Origin of the sequence: Jejuia pallidilutea (assembly GCF_002973595.1) — a bacterium.
Lineage (GTDB): Bacteria > Bacteroidota > Bacteroidia > Flavobacteriales > Flavobacteriaceae > Jejuia > Jejuia pallidilutea.
Map to the genome: position 1 here is coordinate 116,074 of NZ_PVEO01000006.1, position 20,000 is coordinate 136,073.

Sequence of the window (20,000 nt, forward strand, 5' to 3'; positions counted from 1 at the left end):
TTTTGAAATTAATCCGTTTTACAAAAAAAGGGCTTTACTGTATCCCTGGAAAATTTTATTTAGACCCTTGGCAACCTGTAGATTATGCAGTAATATCGCATGGGCATGCAGACCACGCACGCTGGGGCATGAAACGCTATTTATGCCACCATCATACAAAACCAATTTTACAACATCGCATTAATGCCAACATAAACATTCAAAGTTTAGGGTATAACGAAACCATTAGCATTAATGGCGTAAACCTAAGTTTTCATCCTGCAGGACATATTATTGGTTCAGCACAAATAAGACTTGAATACAAGGGGTTTGTACTTGTTTTTACTGGAGACTATAAAACAACTTCAGATAATTTAACTTCTCCATTTCAACCCATAAAATGCCACGAGTTTATTACAGAAAGCACTTTTGGTTTGCCCATATACAAATGGTTGCCAGATACTGTTTTAAAACAGCAAATGCACGATTGGATTGCTACTAACAAATCTAATAATAGAACTAGCGTATTTTTTGGGTATTCCTTAGGAAAAGCACAACGCATTATGAAAATGTTGGAAGGTGTTGACGATATTTACGTGCACAATGCTATTTATGCATTGAATGAAGCAATTAATAGTACAGACATTACGCTACCAAGAACCAATTTAATTACTGCAGATTTTAATAAGAAAGCTATACAGAATAAAATAGTGATTTTACCTCCAGCACTTTTAGGCTCTAAGATGTTAAAACGTATTCCTAATGCCGCTACAGCTGTATGTTCTGGATGGATGCAAATACGGGGCAATAGACGTTGGCGTGCTGTAGATGCAGGTTTTCCTGTAAGCGATCATGCCGATTGGAACGGGCTTTTAAGCGCGGTAAAGGCAACGGAAGCCGAAAAAGTTTATGTAACGCACGGATCTCAAGCTACGTTTTCTAAATATTTGAATGAAATTGGTATTCTTGCTGAAGAGGTTATAACAGAATACGGGGAAGAACAAATGGAAGATGTTGAAACCAAAGTAGCTGCAACATGAAAGACTTCGTAAACCTAATTAACGCCATTGAAATAACAAACAAAACCAACGCAAAAATTCAAGCTTTGGTAGATTATTTTACAAAAGCTACAGATAAAGATAAATTATGGCTTATAGCTATATTTACTGGGAAACGCCCGCCGCGCCCCGTAAAAACTTCACTTTTAAAACTATGGTGCATGGAAATTATAAAATTGCCAGAGTGGTTATTTCTAGAAAGCTACAGTACTGTTGGCGATTTGGGGGAAACCTTGGCCTTATTGCTTCCAGAACCAAAGCACCATATTAATAAAACCTTAGATGCTTGGATGCAGGATATTATAGCTTTAAAAGCCAAAACCGATGAGGAAAAAAAAGCGTATGTACTTAATGCTTGGTCTGGTCTTAACATTCAAGAGCGTTTTGTTTTTAACAAACTTATAGGTGGAAGTTTTAGAATAGGTGTGTCTAAAAAAACATTGGTAAATGCATTGGCAAAACTATCAGGAATTGATGCCAATCAATTAATGCACAGTATAATTGGGAATTGGGACATCCAAACCATTTCTTTTCAAGATCTTGTAAATGGCGAACATATAAATTATGATAATTCCAAACCTTATCCGTTTTGTTTAGCTTATGCGCTAGAAACCAACATTAATGCATTGGGCTACCCTAACGAATGGCAAATAGAATACAAATGGGATGGTATTCGTGGACAAGTATTAAAGCGCAATGGCGAAATTTATATTTGGTCTCGGGGTGAAGAATTGGTTACTGGTCAATTCCCAGAAATAGAAACGGCTATGCGCCAGTTTAAGAACGACTTTGTAATAGATGGAGAAATACTTGCATTAAAAGATAGCAATGTGCTTTTATTCAATGATTTACAGAAACGTTTAAACAGAAAAAATATTTCGAAAAAGTTACTAGAAGAAGTGCCTATCGGCTTTTATGTATATGACATTTTAGAGCTGAATTCTAAAGACATAAGAGACGTAGCGCTAGAAAAAAGACGCCTTTTTTTGGAACAATTATTTGCTAGTACAGATATACCTAACCACATTAAATTATCCCAAATTATTCATTTTGAAACATGGGATGCCCTTCATAGTATTCGTAAAAATGCAAGAACAATAAATTCTGAAGGGCTAATGCTTAAACAAAAAGCCTCACCCTACCATGTTGGTAGAAAAAAAGGTGATTGGTGGAAATGGAAAGTAGACCCGCTAACCATTGACGTGGTGATGATTTATGCACAAAAGGGCAGTGGTAGGCGAAGTTCTAAATATACCGATTATACCTTTGCCGTAAAAAAAGACGATGGTTTAGTTACGGTAGCTAAAGCCTATTCTGGTTTAACAGATAAAGAAATCACAGAAATTTCTAGATGGGTAAATAAAAATGCTATTGAGAAATTTGGACCTGTACGTACTGTAAAACCAGAGTTGGTTTTTGAAATTGCTTTTGAAGGAATAGCACTCAGCAATCGTCATAAATCTGGAGTTGCTTTGCGTTTCCCAAGAATTAAGCGCTGGCGTAGAGATAAATCCATTAAAGATATAGATACTATACAATCTGTTAAAAGTTTAATATACGCGCAATAATGGCAAAGTTTGAAGAAAGCGACGGCTACCAAATTATACAAAAATATTTTGCCGACAAAACACAAAGCCCTTTTAAGTTTCAATTTAAAACTTGGAAAAAATATGAAGCAGGTTTTAGTGGCGTTGTTGTTGCTCCTACGGGGTTTGGCAAAACATTTTCGGTGTTTTTAGGTGTTTTAATAGATTATTTAAACCATCCTGAACGCTATAAAAAAGGCTTAAAATTACTGTGGATTAGTCCGTTACGATCTCTTGCTAAAGATCTTGCCAAAGCCATGAAAATAGCAATAAACGATATTGGTTTAGATTGGGAGGTGCAAGTTAGAAATGGCGACACACCAACAAACATAAGACGCCAACAAGAACGCTTAATGCCCGATGTATTGCTTACCACACCAGAAACCATGCATTTATTGTTTTCACAAAAGAAAAACTCTAGATGGTTTGGTAGTTTACAATGTGTAGTTGTAGACGAATGGCATGAACTTTTAGGAAACAAAAGGGGCGTGCTTACAGAATTGGTAATTTCTAGATTAGTAATGTTGTCTCCAACAATAAGAATATGGGGCATTACTGCTACCATTGGAAATTTAAAGGAAGCCATGGCGGTGTTGATTCCCTATGGCGAAAAAAAGACAGTAATGATAACCGCCAACGAGAAGAAAAAAATAAAGGTGACTTCTATATTGCCAAACGAAGTAGAATTATTGCCATGGGCAGGACATTTAGGCAAGTCCTTGAGCTCTAAAATCGTACCCATTATCTACGAAAATAATACAACCTTAATCTTTACAAATACACGCGGACAAAGTGAACTGTGGTACCAAATTATTTTGGAAGAGGCCCCAGAATTAGCAGGACAATTGGCAATTCATCATGGCTCCATAGATTTAAAACTAAGACATTGGATTGAAGATAACATCGCAGAAGGAAACCTAAAGGCCGTTATTTGTACATCTTCTTTAGATTTGGGCGTAGATTTTAAACCTGTAGATTGTATTATACAAATCGGGTCAGCAAAGGGTGTAGCTAGATTTATGCAACGCGCTGGCAGAAGCGGGCATTCCCCTTACGAAGTTTCAAAAATATACTGTGTACCCACGCATTCTTTAGAGCTTATTGAAGTTGCCGCATTAAAAGAAGCACTTAAAAACGAGCAAGTAGAAGATAGGCACCCTTTAGTATTATGCTACGATATTATGGTGCAATTTTTAGTTACACTTGCCGTAGGCGAGGGCTTTACTGCAAAAAATGTTTTTAAAATTTTAAAACAAACCCACGCGTTCTCATTCCTTACAGAAGAGGAATTTAATTGGGGGCTGCGATTTGTAACGCAGGGAGGTACTACATTAAAGGCCTACGAGGAGTTTCATAAAGTAGAAAAAAATAGCAACGGTATATATGTAACCAAAAGCAGGCGCATAAGCATGCTACATAGAATGAATATAGGTGTTATAGTAAGCGATGCTATGCTTATGGTAAAGTACATGTCTGGAGGATATATTGGTATGATTGAGGAGTTTTTTATTTCAAAATTAAAACCAAAATCTAGTTTTGTATTAGCAGGTCGTGTTTTAGAATTAGTTAAGATAAAAGACATGACTGTTTTTGTTAAACGCAGTACATCAAAAAAAGCCATAACACCAAGTTGGATGGGAGGCACACTACCATTAACATCACATTTAAGTCATTTTTTAAGAATAAAACTAGCCGATGCCCTGTCGCCCAAAATACGGGAGCGAGAACTTAAATTTTTACATCCGTTAATTTCCAGACAATCATCTCACTCTCATATTCCAAAAGCCGATGAGTTTTTGGTAGAACTCATAGACACCAAAGAAGGGCATCACTTATTTATGTATCCTTTTGAAGGCCGGTTGGTACACGAGGTAATTTCAGCGTTAATAGCGCATCGTTTAAGTAAAATTAAACCCTTAACTTATACTATAGCAATGAACGATTACGGATTTGAGTTGTTGAGCGACCAACCTTTTCCTTTAGATGAGAGCAATATAAATAGTATACTTTCAAAAGAAAATTTAATGGATGATGTTGCGGCTAGCATTAACGCTTCTGAAATGGCATCACGAAAGTTTAGGGATATTGCGGTAATTGCAGGACTTGTAGTGCAGTCTAGACCAGGAAGTAGACAAAATAACAAGAGTTTACAATCATCCTCTGGATTGATATTTAGGGTTTTAGAAGATAACGAACCAAACAATTTGTTGCTTAGGCAAGCCTACACAGAAGTTTTTAATCAACAATTGGAAGAGGTACGCTTACAGGCAGCTTTTAAACGTATTTCAAAAAGTAAGATTATTTTAAAACGCGCCAAGGCCTTTACGCCTTTAAGTTTCCCTATAAAAGCCGATAGCTTGCGTAACAGCATGAGTTACGAAAGTTTAGAAAAACGTATTCAACGCATTCAAAAACAAACATTAAAGATTGGGTAATGGCTATAGTAACCAAACGTATTGAGTGTAAAGGCGAAACCTTGCTACTAACCAACCAACGTGCAGTATTTTGGCCCCAAAACGATATGCTAATACTATCTGATTTGCATATTGGAAAAACAGCTCATTTTAGAAAAAGTGGTGTTCCTATTTCTTCAAATGTACTTCAAAAGGATTTAGAAAGACTTAAAACCATTATTGCATATTTTAAACCTAAAACCATATTAATTACTGGCGATTTATTTCACGCAGAATTCAATACCGATGTTATGGTTTTTAAAACATGGATGCAGCAATTTAAACATATAAACTTAATTTTAGTAAAAGGAAATCACGATAAACATGCATTTGAATTATATGAATCCTTAAATATTGAAATACTACCGCATAGTTTAAAGAAAGGCCCTTTTGTGTTTACCCATAATATTAAAACTTTAGTTGATGGGGAATTTTATATTTCTGGCCATACGCATCCTGGAGTGCTTATAAAGGGAAAAGGCAAACAACGTATTAAACTACCGTGTTACCAAGTAACACATCAGCAGTTAATTCTTCCCGCATTTAGCTTATTTACAGGTTTAAATACTAATATCCCACCAAATTTGTGCGCAAACTATGCTTTCACAGACCTTAGTATTTTTAAGGTTTAAATAGATGTTAAAGTCGTAAAAATAGTGTTAAGTAATCTTAAAATGCTTGGTGTTTTTTTATGCAATGGTTATATTATTTAAAACAGAACATTATGAAAAAGCTTATTACTTTAATATTTCTATGCGCTATATCGTTTAGCTACGCGCAATATCCAGATACTACTTATGAAGACAAAGAAGAGCGAGAGCATGCTAAAAAAATTGTAGCCGCTTATGATAAGGAACTAGGGCTTGATGGTGCCCAATATCCTATTTTTTTAGATAAGGTAGAAGATTACATTGTATTGAGAAAAAAAGCAAAAGCTACCTTGAAAGGGCAAGAAGAACTTGATGCCTTAACAGAACTCATGGTTAAAGAAACCTTAGAAATGCAAGATCTTTTAACGCGACCTCAGTACATTTTATATAAAAAAATAAGACAAGAGATTCAGCCCATAAAAATGGTAAACCCTAATTAATCGCTAAAAGCTACACTTTGTCGAGTAGCGCTCCATTCAACGACATATTTTGCAGTTTATATTCCTGCCCGTTCAATGGGCATGCGAATTTTGCAGTTTTTCGATTTTCTGTGTTACAACTTAACTAGTTAATTAGTTTTGAGGAGATTAAATAATTAATGCCCCATGAAACAATTAATTACACTTGCATTTATAACTGGTATATTTACCTTTTACAATACATTAAATGCTCAGGAATTAGCAAATAATTACAAAAAGCGTCATGCTATTTTTGATTATACTGAAAAACAATTAAATAATGTTGATACAATTCCTGGTTTTGAAAACAAAGCTGAAAAGTTAATGATTACTGGAACCATATTTGAAAGCGACGGTGTTACTCCTGCAAAAAATGTGGTGCTATATATTTGTCAGGCAGATGAAGATGGCGATTATCACTCCAAAAAAATAAACGGTAAGCGAAGTGTAAAGCATCAAGGATGGATTAAAACAGATGCTAATGGCAGTTACACATTTTACACCTTTGTACCAGGAACACATTGGGGTACTAAGGACTTAAAACAAATACACGGCTATATTAAAGAGCCAAATGCCTCGACAGAATACGCTATCAACCATTTTGTGTTTGATGATGACCCTTTTTTAAAGAAATCCTGTCGCAAAAAAATAGCCAAAAGAGGTATAAACAATATTTTAAAATTAGAGAATAAAGACGGTTTGTTGATTGGTAAACGCAATATTATTTTACAATCTAGCCCTCAAACATATTAGTGTTTATTATGTAAACTGTAATCCCCGAGCATCATTGTTTTGCATTGGGGATTTTTTTTAAGCATGATTCACATGCCTCTTTAGTATTGTTAATTGTGGTTATTTAATTATACAATTTTTTAATTTTTAAATGAAAACTGAAAAAGTTTTCAAAGAAGTAAACAAAGTTTTTAAACATAAAAATCCTACATTTTAGCCATCTACATAAGGGTTAATCATCTTAAATTTACTGACAAACCTCATGTTTAACCATTTATTATGAATTTATATTAGCAGCTTTAAAACCAACTTAACGCATTGATATAAAACATAATGGAGAAAGGTGAGCAGAATTCTTATAAAGAAAACCGAAAAAAATCTAGTGAATTTGAGAAAAGGGAAGACTACCTAGAACACGAGCTGTTAATCATGAAATTTCGTAGATGGAAAGTGCATCTGCCTTTCAGGGACTTTCATATAGAATTTGAAGATTTAGTACCAGCTTTAGCCGCTACAATTGGAAAAGTAGTTATGGTAACTGCAATGGTGGCTGCATTTGCAGCACAGTTTGGGCTATCACCAGAATTTATCGCAGAGAATGTGAGATACGAATTATTGATTGCTGGTGGAATTTTTGTAATTATTTTTTCTGCTATTTTAAATCCTCGCGCTAATTTGGCTGGCACCCATGGCCCAATGATTCCGTTAATACCAATTATTGCAGCAGCAGGAGGCCATCCGCTTGCTTTAGGTATTTTAATTGGCGTTTTCGGACTAGCACTAAGTATTACTAAAGGCGGTTCTAAACTAATGGCATTAACCGGTGTAGGAGTGCGTGGAGGTTTACTCATTTATCTTGGTGGCGTAGGGCTTATTTCGCAAATTGATAAATTTGAGGCTTGGGCATCTGGTGTAAATGCTAGCACCGTATCTTTTGTAATTATTGGTATAACCATTCTTACGTATGCGTATTTAGCAAGAATTAAAAAAAGATGGTTAGCCATACCGTTATGTTCACTTATTGCTGGTGTAATAGCTTATGCTATGGGAGTTAATTTCGAATTTACTACGGCACCAGGACTACCACACATGAATCCATTATGGTGGTGGGGTGAAGACACTGGTTGGCTATTGGGATGGCCAGATGTTGGTAATTTTATTGCAGTAATTCCTTTTGCAATTTTAGCTGTAGCCATGTGGTCTCCAGATTATTTAGGTCACCGTGTTTTTCAGGAGCTTAACTACCCTAAAAAGGCAAAACATGTTTTAATGGATGTAGATGATACTATGACGGTTGCATCAATTCGCCAAATGGTTGGTGCAGTACTTGGTGGAGGTAATATTGCCTCTTCTTGGGGAACCTATATGATTCCCGCTGCTATTGCGAAACGCCCAATTCCTGGGGGTGCTATACTTACCGCTTTACTATGTGTATTAGCTGCCGTTTTTGGTTATCCTATGGATTTAGCCATGTGGGAACCCGTACTTAGAGTTGCCTTAATTGTAGGTGTATTTTTGCCATTATTGGAGGCTGGTATGCAAATGGTGAAAGAACACAACGATTCTTTAAGTGCTGGAACCTGTATTTTTGCTTGTGCTTTTGTAAATCCAGTATTTGGTTGGGCACTAACAATGTTACTCGATAATTTAGGATTGATTGGTGACCGTAAAAGGGCTGAAAAGCTATCTCTAAAAGAACGCCTAATTATTCCAGGGGTTATGTTTTTAGTATGTGCGGTGTCTTTAGCACTAGTAGGACAGCTACCCGGGATTCCTGGAATATTTTAGCTAATAGCAATTTAACCATTACCTATTTAAAAACCACATTCTGCTATACATGTATTAGTTAAAAAACAATACTATGTATGCAGAATGTAAGTTGAGGGAATGGATTAAAAATTTCAAGTTGCATATAGTTATACAGTTTGAAAAATATTATTCACCATTGCTTATTAAAATAGATTTGATATTTACAAACTCCTTCATCCCAAATCCTCCGTGTTCGCGTCCAAAACCAGAATCTTTAACACCGCCAAATGGCATATTGGGTGCTGCTAAACCAAAAGAATTAATAAATACCATACCCGTATCAAAATGCTTCTCAGCTAATGTAACGGCACGTTTTTCATCTTTAGAAAATATACCACCACCAAGACCAAACCTACTATCATTTGCTATTCGCATAGCATCTTCATCGTCTTTGGCTTTAATTAAAGAAGCTACGGGCCCAAATAGTTCATCGTCATATGCTGGCTGTCCTGGATTTACATTTTCTAAGACTGTGGCAGGGTAATAAAACCCTTTTTTATCAACCATTGCTCCACCGCATAATACACTAGCCCCATTGCTAACACTTTTAGTTACCTGCTTATGTAGTTTATCTCTTAAATCTGCTCTTGCCATAGGGCCTAAGTCTGTTGTTTCATCTTTAGGATTGCCAAGTTTTAATTCGGACATAGCCTTAACAAAAGCCTGTTTAAATTCATCATATACAGCCTCTACAGCAATAAACCGTTTTGCAGCTATACAAGTTTCTCCATTATTATAAATACGGCCCTTAACAGATTTTTCAACCGCTGTTTTAATATCTGCATCATGTAAAACAAGATATGCATCATTACTTCCTAATTCCAGAACAGACTTTTTTAGTTGCGCCCCTGCTTTTTCACCTATAGCTTTTCCTGCATTTGGACTTCCAGTTAGTGTTACACCTCTCACCAAATTGTGTTTAATTATAGCATCAGATTGATCGTGATTAATAACAAGTACAGAAAACAAACCATCTGGTAGACCTGCAGTTTTAAATATAGATTCTAGCAATTTTCCTGTACCTGTAACATTTGAGGCGTGTTTTAATAGTACACTATTACCTGCCATAAGGTTTGCAATAGTGTACCTAATAACTTGGTATGCAGGATAATTCCATGGTTGAATACCATAAATCACACCTATAGGGGCATAGGTAATGATGCCCTTACCACCATCTGATAATTTACGTTCTTCGTTTTTTAGTACTTCAGCGGCATGTTTAGCACAGTAATTACAAATGGCTGTACATAAATCTATTTCTTGGTGACTTTGCTTTAAGAGTTTCCCCATTTCATCAGTCATCAATTCCGCTAAATCAGATTTGTAATTTTGAAGTTCTTCTCCAATAGATTTAATTATTTTTCCCCGTGTTTCAAAAGAGGCTAAGCGCCAATTTAAAAAGGCTTTGTGAGATTTTTGAATGGTATTTTCCACTTTGTTGTCTGCCATGTATTCATAAGTAGACAAAGTTTCTTCTGTAGTGGGATTAATGGTTTTAAAGGTATTTTCTTTTGTTTTCGTTTCCATATTTTTTTTTCTTCTAACTTCTAACTTCTAACTTCTAACTTCTAACTGTTATTTCTGTTCACTAGGTACAATAAACACATCATTAATATTCACATGTTTTGGTTGTGTTAACGCGTAATAAATAGCATTTGCAATATCTTCAGATTCAAGTGTTTTCATTTCTTGCATTCCGCTTATCTTTTCCTTTATATCTTCATCGGTAATGGTGCTTGTAAGATTTGTGGCTACTGCACCGGGCTCTATAGAGGTAACATTAATACCATATTTGGGTGCTAGTTCCTGTCGTAAACCTTCAGAAAACATTTTTACAGCCGATTTTGTGGCACAATACACTGCGCCACCAGGAAAATAAGCATGTGCAGCCATAGACGAAATATTAATAATATCGCCTCCTTCATTGTTAATTAGCTCTGGCAATACGGCAGAAACACCGTTTAATACACCTTTAATATTTACATCTACCATTTTATCCCACTCATCTGTTTTTAATTTCTCAACGAAAGATAAAGGCATTAAACCAGCGTTATTTATTAGTCCGTCAACCTTACCATAAGCCTTAACTGTATCAGAAACAGCGTTTTTAAAATCATCGCTTTTAGTAACATCACCAGAAACTGCTATTGCTTTACCGCCATTATTGGTAATGGTATCTCTTAGTTTCTCTAACTTATCCTTGCTTCTTGCCATAAGCACAACCGAGGCTCCGTGTTTAGATAGTTTTTTTGCTGTTGCTTCTCCAATACCGCTAGATGCACCGGTAATTATAATTACTCTGTCTTCTAAATTCATATACTTTTTTTTCGTTTTAATTCTTTTAAAGATAGTTGGTGTTGCAAGCTTAGTTTAGCTTTATCGTAGAATATGTTAGCTCTTATACGAAATGGGCAATTAATGTATAAAACTCTAATGCTAGCTACCTTAGTTTAGTTTTATGATCTTAATTAAAATAATAAGAAGATATTCCTTCAAACAAATGAAACAACAAAAAATGACGTTGGAGTACCTTATGTTTTATGAATTAGTAATAGCCTACAAAAAGGCTCTCAACACAAATTCCACTTATTATAGATGTAAATCTAGTTTTATTTCTCAATTTTTTAAAAATCAATAAATAAGAGTATTACGTACCTTTAAATAAACAAATTGTTTAAGTTAAAACAATTTATAACTTTTAAGCTAAAATGATTATAGTTGATTGGGTAAAATAATTTGACTTTTAAAACAGCTTTTTTTTAACTGTTTCGTAATAACTATCGCTAACAGGAATTTGTACATTTGTAACCCATAAGTCTCTGCCTTTTAATGCGGTAACTTTATCTTTGTTTATAATGTAAGAACGATGTACTCTTAAAAATAAAGAAGGAGGTAATTTTTTTTCGAGCGACTTTAAGGTTTGGTGGCTCATAATTTTTTTCTCCTTGGTGTAAAAAACTACATATTCGTTATCGCTTTCTACATAAAGAATATCGGTGTACTTTAGTTTGTGTAAATCGTAACCCGATTTTACTGTAATGGCATTTTCAACAACAGTATCTTCTTTTTTAAATTTGTTTACCGCTTGTAAAAAACGTTCAAAAGTAATAGGTTTTAGCAGGTAATCTAGCGCGTTTAAATCGTATCCTTCTAAAGCGTATTCAGAATACGCTGTTGTGAAAATAACCTTTGTTTTCGAGTCTATTAATTTAGCAAAATCGGTACCTTTTAACTCGGGCATTTGTATATCTAGAAAAATAATATCTATATCATTTTCTTTTAAAATTGGTACTGCGCTCAAAGGGTTTTCAAAATCGTCTATAACTTCTAAAAAATCTATTTTATCGATATAAGATTTAAGGAGTGTTCTTGCTAACTCCTCATCATCAATTACAATGCATTTTACTTTGTTCATACTAAATTTAAATGGAGCGTTACTTTAAATGTTGTTTCATTATTATTTACTTCTAATTGATGCTTTTCTGGATACAAGATAGACAATCTTTTCTTTACATTTTCAAGTCCAATGCCGCCAACTTTATCTTTGGTAATTACTTTTTTCGGTTTACTATTTTCAACTTCAAAATCGAGTGTTTTTTCATCTGTATTGATCTTAATGTTTATAAAGGCATTGTTAATATCATCAATATTACTGTGTTTTAAAGCGTTTTCTATAAATGGTATAAGCAACATAGGTGCAATGGTCGCAGAATTATTTGTAATGTTATAGTTAGAAGAAATGGGGTAGGTTTTACTACTTTTTAAAGCAAACAGTTTTAGGTAATTTTCTATATATTCAATCTCTTTTTTTAGTGGTACGGTTTCTTGGTCGCATTCATACAAAACATAGCGTAACATATCTGATAAATGAATAATACTTTTTTGTGTTTTACCAGAATCTATCCCCGCCAGGGTGTATATATTGTTTAAGGAGTTAAATAGAAAATGTGGATTTATTTGCGATTTTAAAAGCTTTAATTCATTCTGTAAATTAATGTTTTGAGCCTTAATGGTTTCTTTTTCTTTTTGTTTTAAATAATTATAAACCTCTACAGACAAAGCCAAAACATAGGTAATAGCCAAAATTAAAGTATGCAATAAATAATGCGTTGGCGGTTTTTTCATTTCTGGTCGCGGTGGTGGCCCCATTTCGGGTCTTCCTATAGGTTGAGCCTCCTCAAGTGGCATATGAAAAAGTAGAGATAGAATCCATACTGAAATACCAATTAACACCATTGAAAAAACTGCAAAGTGCACATGTTTTTTTTTAAACAATAAATTAGGCGCCGCATAATAAATAAGCACACTAAGAAGCATAATTTGAAACAATAGCACAACAAAATTCTCATGTAGTATCTCGATATTGGCATCTTGGTTTAACCAAATAATTGTACCAATAAAAAGCCAAAGCGCAGCTTGAATAGTAAGTCTTGTAATTCTTTTCATGCTGCAAAGTAAAGCAAAAATAAATCTATCAATCACTTATAAACTGGCAAAATACTACTGTAAACATGGTGTTTATGGCATAGAAATAAAGTTTTACTGAAAAGTTTTAGCGTTTCACAGAAAACCTAACTTTTAACACCATCTATATCTCATCTTTGTATCAAAATAATACCCTTTAAATAGATTTAAAATGAAACCAAAATCAATACTAGTTGTAGTTATCGCCAGTACATTATTTACATTCACAGCCAATGCACAACAGTCTAGAGACCAAGATCAACGTAAAGAACCACCATCGGTAGATGAAATTTTTGAACACATGGATGAAAACGAAGATGGAAAACTTTCTAAGGAAGAAGTAAAAGGACCATTAAAGGAGATGTTTACCAAAATAGATACTAATGAAGATGGATATTTATCTAAGAAAGAAGTAGAAGAAGCGCCAAAACCTGAAGGTAGAAGACCAAGGCAATAAAAACATATAAACTTAGTTTTTTTTCATCAAATTTTGATGGATTAATAGCGAAAGGCTTCGTGAGAAATTGCGAAGCTTTTTTAGTTTATAAATTTAAATTCTACCTAAAAATACCCATACACTTAAAAGTTGCTCCCATTCACAGAATACTCTCATTTGACATATTATTTTAATCGAATTTTATACTCTAAACGCTTAATATCTAACAAAATGCCAATAAAAAGTATAAATGGTTGTATCGGTTGCGAAGAGTGCATAAAAAGTTGTCCAACTGATGTTTTAAGGTTAAATCCCGATTCTAAAAAAGCAGAAATTTTATATCCAGAAGACTGCCAAATTTGTCATTTATGCAGAATGTATTGTCCTGTTGATGCTATAGTAATAACACCCGATAAATCTATTCCTGTAATCGTGTCTTGGGGTTAATAAAACAGAGGTTTATGAAAACACAAAACTACATAATAAAATTATCGGTGCTTATCTTCTCATTTTTAATAGTGCCCTTGTTATTGTATTTCACTGGAAATTTTCAAAGACGATCCACTTTAATGGAAACCTTATCTATAACAACAATTCTAGGGTTTTCATTATTACTATCTCAATTTTTTACTTCAAGATTAAATATAGGATTGGTAAAAAAAATAAGAATGGTAAATGTACTCGCTATTCATAGGTTTATAGGCTACTTTTTTATCGCTGTAATACTATTACATCCATTTTTCATTATTGTTCCAAAGTTTTTCGATAATGGTGTATCGCCAAGTGATGCCTTTGTAAAATTAATTACAACATTTAGTACTACGGGCATTATCCTAGGCATAATAGGGTATACTCTTATGTTACTTCTGATGGTAACGGCTTATTTCAGGTTTAAAATGCATCTAAACTATAAAACATGGAGGCGTTTACATGGGTATTCAGCCTTACTTTTTGTAATAGCAGCTACGTGGCATGTTATCGATATGGGCCGACATAGCAACACGTTATTTTCAACGTATTATGTGTTAATGGTGGTAATTGGTGTGTTTTATTTATTAAAAACCTATGTAACTAATACAGGTAAACATGAAAACAAAACATAGAAAAATCTCAAGAAGAAAATTTATAACCTTAACAGGAGGAGCAGCTGGTTTTGCTGCCATGGGAGGATTTGCAATGCAAGTAGATTGGGCTTTAAACAATCCTGAAATTAATGCAGAAACTCTTGAAAACAATAGAATTACTACTGATGTTTTAGTGGTAGGCAGCGGTATGGCAGGTTTGTTTGCTGCTGTAAAGGCTCATGATGCTGGGGCTCAAGTTTTAATGGTTTCAAAAGGACGTTTAGGTTCTTCGGGGCAAACACCATTTGCCAAAGGTATTTTTGCTTATGATAAAGATAACGAAGCGTTAAGTATTGATGAATTTGTGGCGAAAGTATCGCGTTCTGCTCTTGGTACAAATAACAAGGCGTATACCAGACAATTGGCAGAACATTCCTTAGCAAGAGTTAACGAATTGAGGGAATGGGGCTTTTTTGAATCTTCATTATATAATAAAAGTTTTAGCAAACCTATAGAAGAACGCAATATTCCTGTTCACGAACGTGTTACGATTACGCATTTAGTAAAAGAAGATGATAGGATAATAGGTGTTGCTGGTTTTAGTATAGACGAACAAAAGGTGTTGTTTTATGAAGCTAAAAGTGTGATTTTATGTACCGGAGCAGGAGGTTTTAAACCCAACGGATTCCCCATTTGCGATTTAACTCACGACGGTACTGTAATGGCGTATAATATTGGTGCAAAAGTTACTGGTAAAGAATGGAATGATGGTCATCCTGCAAAATCAGAAAATCCCGCAGCGTGTTATGATGGTTGGGGCGATATGTTTGAACAAAAACCAAGTACAACACGCATTGAAATTCGTCACGATTTAGGTGTAGACATGAATTATATGGCGTATATAAATGGTGGTGCAGCACAAATGGGACCTCCGGGGAGAGGCAATCAAAGTAATGGAGTTTCTGGAGGACCCTATAGACCTGAAGAGTTTACGAGTCAAGGAGGTCCTGGTGGTCATTCACAAGATGGAGAAGAAATACAAGGACCGCCTCCTGGTGATAGTGATAGAAAACGTCCCCTTAGAAAAGAAGGAAAAGTTGCACCACCAGGAATGGGAGGTAGTGTAGTGGGAGGATCTACGGCTGGAATGTCTATACACAAAGCAGAAGGTTTAGTACCTATAAATGATAAATGTGAATCTACAATTCCAGGCTTATATGCTGCTGGAGATGCTTTAGGCTCGTATATGGCTGGCGGAATTTATACGCAAATTGGTTCGTCGTTATCAGGATCGGCGGTACAAGGTGCTATTGCTGGAGAAACTGCTGCCAATTATAGTAAAACTGTAAAAAGCAAAAATATCTCTACTAAAAAACTAAAAAGTATTGAAGAAGACATTTTAGCGCCCTTAAAACGAGAGGCTGGTTACAGTCCTGCATGGGTAACCCAAACGTTACAGAGTATTATGATACCCAACTTTGTATTGTACATAAAAAAGGAAAATTTAATGAAAGCTGCCTTGGCATATGTAGAAGAACTTCGCGATCATCATGTACCTCATTTAAGGGCATCTAATTTACACGAATTGCGTTTAGCTCATGAAACGAAAAACATGGTAATAAGTGCCGAAATGAAGTTACGAGCCTCCTTAATGCGAACCGAAAGTAGATGTAGTCACTTCAGATTAGATTACCCTGAAGTGGATAACGAAAACTGGCAAGCGTGGATTAACATTTTTAAGGGCGAAGACGGAAGCATGACATTAGAAAAACAACCTTTTAACACGTGGGCATCTACGACTAAAAGTAGCGAAATTGAAGCTAATAGCTAGTTAACTGAAAACTTAAGCCCATTCACAGAAAACCAAAATTTGGTGTAGTTCTATTACAGATATTTGTAGAGTAAATAGTAAATAACACCATTGAAATTATGATATCGAATACAATAAAAATAGCAATCACAGTAGTATCTATAGCGGTCTTTGTTTCATGTAAATCTTCTGAAACAGAAAATAAAAATGCGAATACACAAAGAGGTCAGGGTGAGCGTCCTTCTGTAGCGCAATTAATTACAGAAATGGATGAAAATAAGGATGGAAAGTTATCAGAATCTGAAGTAAAAGGACCTTTGCAAAACGATTTTTATAAAATAGACACAAACGATGATGGTTTTCTTTCAAAAGAAGAACTAGAAAATGCACCTGAACCAGAACGAAAAGGCAGACCTCAAGGTGGCGCTAGATAATAACTTTATAAATAATTTAAACGAATTGAGATGAAACAAATATTCAAACTTAAAGCAACAACATTAGTTTTAGCTATGTTTTTTATACTGTCGGTTTTTAATGCCTGCAATAGCGACGACACAAACGATGTAATTATCGAGGAAGAAGAAAAGGAAGAAGAAGTAGTTATTGACGATACAGATTTTGAAGCAACAGATTGGACTACCGAAACTCACAGTAAGGATACAGACCCCAACTACGAAGAAGTTTTTGAAGATGAAGCCGTAAAACGAATTGATATAGTTATAACTGAAAACCGTTGGCAAACCATGTTGGATGATATGACGGCAACTTACGGAACGTTTGGGTCTGGCTCTGGAGGTCCCGGTGGTGGTTTAACCGAAACTGATGAAGATCCGGTTTTTGTGCCTGCAGAAGTGTTTTATAATGGTATAGAGTGGTACAGAGTTGGTGTTAGGTTTAAAGGAAATTCAAGTTTACAATCTACATGGCAAAGTGGCAATTTAAAACTATCGTTTAAGTTAGATTTTGACGAGTTTGAAGACGATTACCCACAAATAGACAATCAGCGTTTTTACGGATTTAAAAAGCTTCACCTTAAAAACAATTATAATGATGAGTCTATGTTAAGGGAAAAAGTGGCTGGCGATGTATTTAGAAATGCTGGTTTAGCAGCTTCACGTACGGCATTTTACACAGTGTATGTTGATTATGGAAATGGTCCTACTTATTTTGGAGTTTACACTATGGTTGAAGATGTAGAAGATACGCTTTTAGATGATTATTTTGGAGACAACGATGGTAACCTTTATAAGCCCGATGGTGATGCGGCAAGTTTTGCCTATGGTACTTTTGATGAAGATGAATATGTTAAAAAAACCAATGAAGATGATGCTGATTTTACTGATGTTGAAAATCTTTTAACTATTTTACATGATACCTCAAGGACAACAGACCCTGAAACATGGAGAGCAAACCTTGAAGCTGTTTTTGATACAGATGTATTCCTTAAATATTTAGCAACCAACACGGTGATTCAAAATTGGGATACCTACGGTAGAATGACGCATAATTATTACCTGTACAATAATCCAAATACGAATAAATTAACGTGGATTCCTTGGGATAATAATGAAGCTTTACAAACAGGAAACATGGGCGGTTCATTACCTTTAGATTTTTCAGGATTAAGTAGTAATAGCTGGCCTCTAATAGGGTATTTGTATGCCGATGATGTTTATAAAGCACAATATGATGGCTATGTTCAAGACATAGCAAACGATGCTTTTAGCGTGGGTAATATTCAAACACAATATGCTGCATATTCTGCCTTAATAGAGCCGTATGCAACAACTGAAAAGAGTGGTTATACATTTTTAGAAAGTAGTTCAGATTTCCTTAATGCAGTTAATATACTTAACTCGCATGTTACGCAAAGGGCAACAGCAGTGAGTAATTATTTAAATAATAATTAAAATTTAGTTTTCAAGATTGTTAGTTAGTTTAGTTAATTAGTTTAGTTTTTTAAAGACTCCGCAAAACAGTGCGGGGTCTTTACTTTTTTGTATAAAGTGGCCATATAATAAATTTTATATTATAGTAATGGTTGCAACGTTTCCCAAACTGTACTGGCAATAATTTTATGACCTTCAACAGTAGGATGTATACCATCATTTTGATTAAGTTCTGGTATGCCTCCAACATCTTTAAGTATAAATGGAATAAACGCTACATCATTTTTCTGTGCTAATTCTGCATACATGTTTCTAAATTCAGAAGTATAGCTATTTCCCATATTTGGAGGTAATTCCATACCAGCTAATATTATTCTTGTGTTCGCATCTTTTTGCTTTACCGCATCAATAATTGCTTGTAAATTAGCATGTGTTTCAGATATTGGTACACCACGTAATCCGTCGTTAGCCCCAAGTTCTAAAAGAAAAATATCAATATTTTGATTCAAAATCCAATCTATACGACTTCTACCGCCTGCGGTAGTCTCTCCACTTACTCCAGAGTTTACAACCGTGTAATTTAAATCTAGTGAGTCTATTGTTTCTTGTATTACTGCTGGATATGCATCGTTAGTGCTATCTAAACCATATCCTGCAGTGATACTATCACCAAAAAATAAGATGGTTTTAGAGTTTGCTGTAATTACGGTTTCGCTTTCGGTTTCAACAGTTTCATTAGCATCTTCTGTAGTTTTAGTGTTAGAAGCGTTTTTACAGGACACAAAAACCAAGCAAAGCGAAATAAAATAACAAAACTTTAAGATTTTCTGGAAGTTAGAAACGTGTACATGTAAAAGCAATTGATTATTTTGAGCAGCATTCATAAGCTATGAAATAAAATTAGAATTCAATGTCAAAGATATTAAAGATAAACGGTCTCGAGAAAACATATGTTAGTGGCGCTAAACAATTAACAGTATTGCAACATATTTCTTTTGATGTTATAAAAGGGCAAACTTTCGCTATTGTTGGCCCTTCGGGAAGTGGAAAAACCACCCTTTTAGGGTTATGCGCAGGATTAGACACGCCAAATTCGGGCAATGTAGAGTTGTGTGGTTACAATCTCAATACATTAAACGAAGACCAACGCGCCCAATTACGGAATAGGGAAGTGGGATTTATTTTCCAAAACTTTCAGTTACTGCCCACACTTACTGCTTTAGAAAATGTTAGTGTGCCCTTGGAGTTACAAGGTGCAAAACATGCAGCCAAAAGAGGCATGGAACTTCTAGATCAGGTTGGGCTTGCAGATAGGTTTCATCACTATCCTTCGCAACTTTCAGGTGGCGAACAACAACGTGTGGCACTAGCTAGAGCTTTTTCTAATACACCTTCTATTTTATTTGCAGACGAACCTACAGGCAATCTTGATGAAGAAACTGGTGAAAAGGTTATTAAACTATTATTCGATTTGAATAAAGCCTCAAATACCACATTGGTAATTGTAACGCACGACTTAGACTTGGCCAATCGCACCCAACAGATTTTACGCCTTAAAGGCGGAAAAATTATTGCCAACCAACCTACTACCGTATAGTGAAAAAGTCTCTAG

Annotated in this window: 19 protein-coding genes; 14 read left to right on the forward strand and 5 right to left on the reverse strand. The window is 34.9% G+C overall.

Annotated features, from left to right (window positions below; translation table 11 throughout):
- Nucleotides 1-2 precede the first annotated feature (2 nt).
- The 7 genes from CLV33_RS11245 to CLV33_RS11275 all read left to right on the forward strand — a co-directional run bounded on the left by CLV33_RS11245 (nucleotide 3) and on the right by CLV33_RS11275 (nucleotide 8,704).
- On the forward strand, nucleotides 3-1,019 hold the full coding sequence (locus CLV33_RS11245) for a ligase-associated DNA damage response exonuclease (RefSeq protein WP_105473989.1): 1,017 nt from the start codon (nucleotides 3-5) through the stop codon (nucleotides 1,017-1,019).
- A complete protein-coding gene (locus CLV33_RS11250) occupies nucleotides 1,016-2,605 on the forward strand; it encodes an ATP-dependent DNA ligase (RefSeq protein ID WP_105473990.1) in 1,590 nt (529 codons plus the stop codon). Before CLV33_RS11245 ends, CLV33_RS11250 begins: the two co-directional genes overlap by 4 nt.
- The gene (locus tag CLV33_RS11255) at nucleotides 2,605-5,058 is read left to right on the forward strand and encodes a ligase-associated DNA damage response DEXH box helicase (protein ID WP_105473991.1); all 2,454 of its coding nucleotides are present in this window, start codon (nucleotides 2,605-2,607) and stop codon (nucleotides 5,056-5,058) included. The genes CLV33_RS11250 and CLV33_RS11255 overlap by 1 nt, the downstream gene beginning before the upstream one ends.
- Nucleotides 5,058-5,708, forward strand: a complete 651-nt coding sequence (pdeM, locus tag CLV33_RS11260; protein WP_105473992.1) for a ligase-associated DNA damage response endonuclease PdeM — start codon at nucleotides 5,058-5,060, stop codon at nucleotides 5,706-5,708. The genes CLV33_RS11255 and pdeM overlap by 1 nt, the downstream gene beginning before the upstream one ends.
- Before the next feature lie 92 nt (nucleotides 5,709-5,800).
- Entirely contained in the window at nucleotides 5,801-6,166 is a 366-nt protein-coding gene (locus CLV33_RS11265; protein ID WP_105473993.1) for a hypothetical protein, read from the forward strand.
- Between the two features lie 165 nt (nucleotides 6,167-6,331).
- Nucleotides 6,332-6,937 carry a dioxygenase family protein gene (locus CLV33_RS11270; protein WP_105473994.1) on the forward strand — a complete coding sequence of 202 codons (606 nt, stop codon included), beginning with the start codon at nucleotides 6,332-6,334 and terminating at the stop codon, nucleotides 6,935-6,937.
- A 312-nt stretch (nucleotides 6,938-7,249) separates the two neighbouring features.
- Nucleotides 7,250-8,704: a DUF3360 family protein gene (locus CLV33_RS11275; RefSeq protein WP_105473995.1), complete on the forward strand. Its 1,455-nt coding sequence runs from the start codon at nucleotides 7,250-7,252 to the stop codon at nucleotides 8,702-8,704.
- Between the two features lie 147 nt (nucleotides 8,705-8,851).
- On the opposite strand, the gene CLV33_RS11280 is transcribed toward CLV33_RS11275, so the two are convergent.
- From CLV33_RS11280 to CLV33_RS11295, 4 genes are all read right to left on the reverse strand, one after another.
- Nucleotides 8,852-10,252, reverse strand: coding sequence for an NAD-dependent succinate-semialdehyde dehydrogenase (locus tag CLV33_RS11280; RefSeq protein WP_105473996.1), 1,401 nt, complete (start codon nucleotides 10,250-10,252; stop codon nucleotides 8,852-8,854).
- 48 nt (nucleotides 10,253-10,300) lie between these two features.
- Complete coding sequence (locus CLV33_RS11285) at nucleotides 10,301-11,041, reverse strand: SDR family oxidoreductase (RefSeq protein ID WP_105473997.1); 741 nt, start codon at nucleotides 11,039-11,041, stop codon at nucleotides 10,301-10,303.
- Between the two features lie 427 nt (nucleotides 11,042-11,468).
- Entirely contained in the window at nucleotides 11,469-12,140 is a 672-nt protein-coding gene (locus CLV33_RS11290) for a LytR/AlgR family response regulator transcription factor (protein ID WP_105473998.1), read from the reverse strand.
- The gene (locus CLV33_RS11295; protein WP_105473999.1) at nucleotides 12,137-13,171 is read right to left on the reverse strand and encodes a sensor histidine kinase; all 1,035 of its coding nucleotides are present in this window, start codon (nucleotides 13,169-13,171) and stop codon (nucleotides 12,137-12,139) included. Before CLV33_RS11295 ends, CLV33_RS11290 begins: the two co-directional genes overlap by 4 nt.
- 190 nt (nucleotides 13,172-13,361) lie before the next feature.
- On the opposite strand from CLV33_RS11295, the gene CLV33_RS11300 reads away from it, so the two are divergent.
- The 6 genes from CLV33_RS11300 to CLV33_RS11325 all read left to right on the forward strand — a co-directional run bounded on the left by CLV33_RS11300 (nucleotide 13,362) and on the right by CLV33_RS11325 (nucleotide 18,409).
- Entirely contained in the window at nucleotides 13,362-13,646 is a 285-nt protein-coding gene (locus CLV33_RS11300; RefSeq protein ID WP_105474000.1) for an EF-hand domain-containing protein, read from the forward strand.
- 210 nt (nucleotides 13,647-13,856) lie between these two features.
- Nucleotides 13,857-14,072 (forward strand): 4Fe-4S dicluster domain-containing protein, encoded by a 216-nt coding sequence (locus CLV33_RS11305; protein ID WP_105474001.1) that lies wholly within the window; start codon nucleotides 13,857-13,859, stop codon nucleotides 14,070-14,072.
- Nucleotides 14,073-14,086: 14 nt separating this feature from the next.
- Nucleotides 14,087-14,728: a ferric reductase-like transmembrane domain-containing protein gene (locus tag CLV33_RS11310; protein ID WP_105474002.1), complete on the forward strand. Its 642-nt coding sequence runs from the start codon at nucleotides 14,087-14,089 to the stop codon at nucleotides 14,726-14,728.
- Entirely contained in the window at nucleotides 14,712-16,520 is a 1,809-nt protein-coding gene (locus tag CLV33_RS11315) for an FAD-dependent oxidoreductase (RefSeq protein ID WP_105474003.1), read from the forward strand. Before CLV33_RS11310 ends, CLV33_RS11315 begins: the two co-directional genes overlap by 17 nt.
- A 98-nt stretch (nucleotides 16,521-16,618) precedes the next feature.
- Entirely contained in the window at nucleotides 16,619-16,933 is a 315-nt protein-coding gene (locus CLV33_RS11320) for an EF-hand domain-containing protein (protein ID WP_105474004.1), read from the forward strand.
- 30 nt (nucleotides 16,934-16,963) lie between these two features.
- The gene (locus CLV33_RS11325) at nucleotides 16,964-18,409 is read left to right on the forward strand and encodes a CotH kinase family protein (protein ID WP_105474005.1); all 1,446 of its coding nucleotides are present in this window, start codon (nucleotides 16,964-16,966) and stop codon (nucleotides 18,407-18,409) included.
- Nucleotides 18,410-18,528: 119 nt separating this feature from the next.
- Here the strand turns inward: CLV33_RS11325 and CLV33_RS11330 are convergent, their stop codons facing one another.
- Nucleotides 18,529-19,272 (reverse strand): arylesterase, encoded by a 744-nt coding sequence (locus tag CLV33_RS11330; RefSeq protein WP_105474006.1) that lies wholly within the window; start codon nucleotides 19,270-19,272, stop codon nucleotides 18,529-18,531.
- Nucleotides 19,273-19,298: 26 nt separating this feature from the next.
- On the opposite strand from CLV33_RS11330, the gene CLV33_RS11335 reads away from it, so the two are divergent.
- Nucleotides 19,299-19,985 (forward strand): ABC transporter ATP-binding protein, encoded by a 687-nt coding sequence (locus CLV33_RS11335; RefSeq protein ID WP_105474007.1) that lies wholly within the window; start codon nucleotides 19,299-19,301, stop codon nucleotides 19,983-19,985.
- The last annotated feature ends 15 nt before the right edge of the window (nucleotides 19,986-20,000 follow it).